Raw genomic sequence first — 5,197 nt, 5'->3', positions numbered from 1 at the left:
CGCAATCCGTGAACGAGGTCTCCGTAGATCCGCTGCGCGGAACTACTCCGCCCCCGTGGTCACGCATTGCTACATTGACCCGCCTACTCGAACCGGGCGCACCAGCTTCGCGCTTCGGCCACGGCTGCGCCGCCGCAGTCGGGCGGCAGCTCGACCATCGGCGTGCGCAGATACTCGCGCACCTTCGGTCGTGAACGCCAGCCGAGCATGTTGATGAGCGTCTCGACCTCCTCGCCGCGCTCGGCCTTCTCGGCGAGCATGATTCCCACCACGCGCACCCAGTCGCGCGTATTCTCATCGCTATGCCATGCGTGAACCTGCGGCCAGTGCGCGACAACCTGCCCAGCGTCCCACTCCCCGTCACACGTCAGCTCGATGCGCGTCAGCACATCCGACAGGTGCATCTCGGCCGCCTTGTCGTAGACCTTCACGTATCCTGGCGTGTTCTTGACCCCGAGGTATTCCGTGATTCCGTTGCTGATGACCGATTTGTACATCCGCCTGTCCTTGCTAAGGCGGCAGTCCAGACGGCTTGTCGGCAAATCGTAGGCGAGGTCGAACCTCTTCAAGCGGGCGTGCGCGCCGCACGGCGCGAGCTTTTCCAGCAGCCGCCAGAACCGCTTGTCCCCTGCGACCTTGTTCGGGTTGAACTCGATGAACCCGCGATTCATGTTCACCTTGCAACTCGGCTCCATGAAGCCGATGCCGAGCGCGACCGAGCTGTCTCCGAGGTCGAAGCTCCAAAGCTCGTACCAGCCGCCGGGTCGAATCTTGCTCGTCCACGCGCTCATGCTGTCGCAGTCGAAGGTCTGGGCGTGCGTGCTCAACCACTCGCCCTTGCCGTTGATGAACGACAGCTTCAGGCGAACCATATCGATTGAGAACGTTGCCCCAGATTCGGTCTTGTATGCATTCCAGTAAGAGGGGTGAACCACCGTAAGTGGTTGAAATCCGGCTATTAGACAAGGGCCGGATTTCATGCCGCCGTTTTCGGGGCCATTCTCGTCTTCATCAATTTGTTTACTTTCGCCGCTCATAAAAGAAAACCTCCCGGGTCTCGGGAGGTCACAAACTCGGATATGGTTTGCCAGTTTGCTGTAGTCAGATGCCCGCGTGCTAGAATGGGGCCGTGGTACTACGGTGGCATTTGAGTCGTGACCTCAGTGTCAGCGTCGGGGGGTAGGAGCCCCGTTCGCCTTTGCCGAATTGTACCTCAAACGAACGACCCGCCCGCCTGGCTTAAGGCTGGGCGGGCGTTTTCGTTTCTAGCGGCTCTGACTCCACGACCGCTGCGGCGGTCTATCGTCACGGTTCGCATCCCGCGCCATAGCAGCCCTCTGGGCTTCCGCAGCACGGGCTTTGGGGCTTCTGTCATCGTCTTCCCCGTAATCGCGCTCCAAGGCCGCCAAATCGCGTTTGAGCGCCCTTGTTGTCATCCGCGCACTTCTCGGCGCGAGCTTTCGGGTGAGGTCCGCAATTGCCACCTCAAGCCGTCCAACCGCTCCTTCTCGGGCAGCGTCACCACAACGTCAGCCATCACCACCGCGTCCTTGCGCACGGCGCGCTTTCCCTCGGCCTTGGCCCTCTCGTTGACGCGCTCTATGCGCCCCTCGACCGTGGCCCAGTTCGGCTCCACTCCCTCCATCGGCTTCACCAGACCGTCGGCGGGGTCGATCGCGAGCGTGTAGTCCATCCCGACACGGGCGGGGTCGATGTTCTCGCGCCCCAAACTAGACGGGTCGCGGCGGTAGTGCGCGAGCATGTGGCCTACCGAGGATGCCTTGTACTTCTCGAGGTGTGCCATAAGCCTAAGACCTTTCAGGTGGAGCCAGATTTTAGCCGCCTAAAGTCTAGCACGTTAGACCTTAGCTGCGCTAAGGACGTGCAAGGGCGCCGCCCTTGACCCGCTCGGGCGTTCCCCCCGAGACCCCCCAGCCCTACTCATTCGCGGCGTCGCTCATGAGGTGCGGGCCATCGGCGCAAGCGCCGAATGAGGGGGCAAGCCCCCTCAAACTCCCCCGCTCAACCTGATTTGTCATTTGTCATTTGTCACATTATTTTTCGGACGTAGTTAGCGAAAAATAATGAGCCGCCCGATTCTGCAGGTCTCATCCAGTCGAGACACGGGCAAGGAAAGGGTCGATGGAGCAGAGCGTCCATCGACCCTTAATCAAGTCTGGTCTATTCGGTTGGCCGTCGCGTCAATTCCGCAATCCGTGAACGAGTCGGCTTAGATCTGCGCGAGCGCAGACCACGCCGCCCCGTAGTCACGCATTGCTGCATTGACCCGACTACTCTTTGGCACCTGACTGTTCCACGCACTTGCGCTTACGTTCGGCGTTCAGATAGTTCCCGCGACAATAGCGCTCGAGAATCGAGTTGTACCCCACGATGATTTCGCGGTACTGCTCGGGAAACTCCCTCAGCGCCGCAGCCGTGAAATCGTTGATGGTCTCGAACCTCTCGCACATGATGAAGCCGACCAACTCGAAGAGCATGTCCTGCTTGTCCTTAGTCGAGAGCTGTTCGAGCTGACCAATGTCGAAGTTGTTTCCCTCGATGCGTGCTTCGACCGGATACAGCTCCTTGCCCTTCTTGCGACAGGAAGCCGTGTCGTGAATCAGATAGTCATACGCATGCCTGATGTTGTTGATTGGCTCGGCTGACGAACAGCACTTCTTGCCGTCCGCGCTCAATCGGTTCAAGACGTTGATGATTGCCTTGCGTGTCGTGTTGCCGCCCCAGACAACAATGACGTGCGCATGCGTCTTGCGCTGCTTGCTCTTCTGGTCATGGTCTATGTCGTGAACCGCATAAGCGAAAGGCACTTGAAGAATGTCGTCTATCTCGTCCTGCCAGTCATCGCGCATGTTCTCTGGGTAGCAGATGCCCTCCCAGAGCTTCACCTTCGTCTCGCCAGCGTTTGCCGCCATGCTATAATCTCCTTGTCTCGAATGCCCCTGCTGCCGCCAAGCTTGCTGGGGCTTTTCTTTTTTTATCTGCGCTTGTAAACCTCGCGTCTATGCGCAACATCGACCACGAGAATGACGAGCCTGCCGTCATTGATGTCGCACAGGATTCGGTAGTCACCGACCCTGTATCGCCACACGCCTGCCAAGTTTCCCGTCAATGCCTTGCCCCTGCTTCTTGGGTCTTCGAGCTTCGCTATCTCGTCAAGCTCGTCAAACACCCGCGCGGCAACGCCCTTATCGAGCTTGCGCATCGCCTTGTCGGCGTTCCTCGTGAAATCAATTCGCCAGGCCACAGTGCGCCCTTACCTCGTCGATGCTGTAGGTCTCAAGCCTGCCAGCACGATAGTCCTCGATATCCTTGAGAATCCCGTACTCGTACTCGAAACGGTCGATAGCTTCTTGCAGGGCTTCGTTAACGTAGAAGCTCCTCGACCTGCCAGTCTCCTTCGCAAGACGGCTGTAGCGCTCGTTCAACTCGGTTGGAATCCTCATTGATGTGACCGCGGTAGCCATGTCGCACCTCCTTGTCGTGTATTACAGGTACTACTATAACACATCATCTAGCCCGCCCGCGATACGTCCTCTGCGGTGCAGCGTGGTCGCGGTTCCACGCATCCGCCGCCCGCTGCGCATCGCGCAGCACGTCATTAAGGCTCTGTTGCCTTGGCTGTTCCCTGCGCATCAGATATTCGAGCGGGCGCGATATTCGGCTTCTAAGCTCTTCCACTTTGATTCGTATTCCCGCAACTCCTGCTCTGATGCGGCTCGCGAGTCCATCGCACTTAACAACGATGTTATCGAGGATTGCGCCGCGCTCAGCTTTTCCCGCAGCTTCCCAGCCCCGAACCTCGGTAGCGATGGGTCGAAGCTCCTCAACGTCTCGCGCAACTCCGTCCGCTCGTTGCCGAAGGCACTCCAATCGGTCTTGCTCATCTTCAATGTCGAGTTTCACATCATCGAGTTGGTTGTCCAGCTCGGCAAGGTCACCCTCCTTGTCGGCAATCTGTGCCACAAGCTCGGCCTTGCGCGCTTCGGCTTCGTTTAGCAAAGCGGCGGCTTCTTCCTTAGCCGCCGCGACGATTCGCGCCGCTTCGTCCTCCGCAGGTTGCACGACCGCCCTATCGACCGCACCGCGCACCTTGTCGATATCAACAGCCTTGTCGGTGTAGACACGTTGCGCCCGCGTTTCCTCGTCAAGCTCGATTGCAGGGCGATAGCCCATGCGCCCCTCTAGGTAATCCCCAAGCTCCTTGTGCATCGACTGATAGAACGAGCGCGGGCACATCTTCTTGTAGTTAAATCGCCCATCGAGGATTGGCGTGAACGGCACGTGCATGTGGTCACGTGCGGGCGTGCCGTCCTTGAGCACCTCGTCCTTGTGGACGTAGCCGCCCATCATGTTGTCGATGCCGAACTTGTTCGACAGATACCAGTACGTGAGACGAAAGAACCTGTCCTCATCGCCCTTCCGCACGTTGTCTGGAAGCGTCACGACAACGTCAGCCATGACAACCGCGTCCTTGCGCGTGGCGCGCTTCCCTGCGGTCTTCTGCGCCTCGTTCACGCGCTCTATGCGCCGTTCCACCGTGCCCCAGTTCGGCTCGCCCTCACGCGCCCTCACGCGCCCCACAACAAGCTTCCCGTCCTTGTTCGTGTAGTGCCCGACAACCAAGTCGTTTTTAACGCGGCTCGGGTCGATGTTGTCACGCTCCAGGCTGGACGCATCGCGCCTGTAGTGGGCGAGCATGTGCCCGACCGATGGAGCCTTGTATTTCGCGATGTGAGCCATGGAAACCTCCGAACCGAACAGACTTAATCGACTAAAGTCTAGCACGTTAGACCTTAGCTACGCTAAGGACGTGGCAGGGGGCACCCCTGCACCCCTCCGAGACCGCGGCGGCACGGTCTCGGACAGCACGCGGCGGCGCGTGCATGAGGGGGCAAGCCCCCTCAAACTCCCCCTTGTCGCGGCTGTTCGTCACACGTCACACGTCACGTATATATTCGGTCGTAGTAGCCGAATATATACGTGCCCCGATTTGATGGGCTTCCTTCGCCGCGACTAGAGCAAGGAAAGGGTCGATGGAGCAGAGCGTCCATCGACCCTTAATCAAGTCTGGTCTTGTCGGCTGACCGTCGCGTCAATTCCGCAATCCGTGAACGAGGTCTCCGTAGATCCGCTGCGCGGAACTACTCCGCCCCCGTGGTCACGCATTGCTACATTG

Annotated in this window: 6 protein-coding genes; all 6 read right to left on the bottom strand. The window is 59.2% G+C overall.

Going from position 1 to position 5,197, the window contains the following annotated elements; translation table 11 throughout:
- Window positions 1–83: 83 nt before the first annotated feature.
- Window positions 84–1,037, bottom strand: a complete 954-nt coding sequence (locus GT495_RS10535; RefSeq protein WP_155162939.1) for a hypothetical protein — start codon at window positions 1,035–1,037, stop codon at window positions 84–86.
- 395 nt (window positions 1,038–1,432) lie between these two features.
- Window positions 1,433–1,804 carry a hypothetical protein gene (locus GT495_RS10530; RefSeq protein ID WP_149968967.1) on the bottom strand — a complete coding sequence of 124 codons (372 nt, stop codon included), beginning with the start codon at window positions 1,802–1,804 and terminating at the stop codon, window positions 1,433–1,435.
- A 487-nt stretch (window positions 1,805–2,291) separates the two neighbouring features.
- Window positions 2,292–2,933 (bottom strand): Rep family protein, encoded by a 642-nt coding sequence (locus tag GT495_RS10525; protein ID WP_035138973.1) that lies wholly within the window; start codon window positions 2,931–2,933, stop codon window positions 2,292–2,294.
- Between the two features lie 62 nt (window positions 2,934–2,995).
- On the bottom strand, window positions 2,996–3,265 hold the full coding sequence (locus tag GT495_RS10520; protein WP_035138972.1) for a type II toxin-antitoxin system RelE/ParE family toxin: 270 nt from the start codon (window positions 3,263–3,265) through the stop codon (window positions 2,996–2,998).
- The gene (locus GT495_RS10515) at window positions 3,249–3,485 is read right to left on the bottom strand and encodes a ribbon-helix-helix domain-containing protein (RefSeq protein WP_035138971.1); all 237 of its coding nucleotides are present in this window, start codon (window positions 3,483–3,485) and stop codon (window positions 3,249–3,251) included. The genes GT495_RS10520 and GT495_RS10515 overlap by 17 nt, the downstream gene beginning before the upstream one ends.
- A 43-nt stretch (window positions 3,486–3,528) precedes the next feature.
- Window positions 3,529–4,761, bottom strand: a complete 1,233-nt coding sequence (locus GT495_RS10510) for a plasmid recombination protein (RefSeq protein WP_149968965.1) — start codon at window positions 4,759–4,761, stop codon at window positions 3,529–3,531.
- Window positions 4,762–5,197: the final 436 nt, after the last annotated feature.

This window comes from Collinsella sp. BIOML-A6, assembly GCF_009875845.1.
Taxonomy (GTDB): domain Bacteria; phylum Actinomycetota; class Coriobacteriia; order Coriobacteriales; family Coriobacteriaceae; genus Collinsella; species Collinsella aerofaciens_H.
This window is presented reverse-complemented; position numbering and strand designations above follow the sequence as displayed.

Bases quoted from the DNA above. Each gene is read 5' to 3' on its own strand.
- GT495_RS10535 (WP_155162939.1), bottom strand. From the start codon at position 1,037: ATGAGCGGCGAAAGTAAACAAATTGATGAAGACGAGAATGGCCCCGAA.
- GT495_RS10530 (WP_149968967.1), bottom strand. From the start codon at position 1,804: ATGGCACACCTCGAGAAGTACAAGGCATCCTCGGTAGGCCACATGCTC.
- GT495_RS10525 (WP_035138973.1), bottom strand. From the start codon at position 2,933: ATGGCGGCAAACGCTGGCGAGACGAAGGTGAAGCTCTGGGAGGGCATC.
- GT495_RS10515 (WP_035138971.1), bottom strand. From the start codon at position 3,485: ATGGCTACCGCGGTCACATCAATGAGGATTCCAACCGAGTTGAACGAG.
- GT495_RS10510 (WP_149968965.1), bottom strand. From the start codon at position 4,761: ATGGCTCACATCGCGAAATACAAGGCTCCATCGGTCGGGCACATGCTC.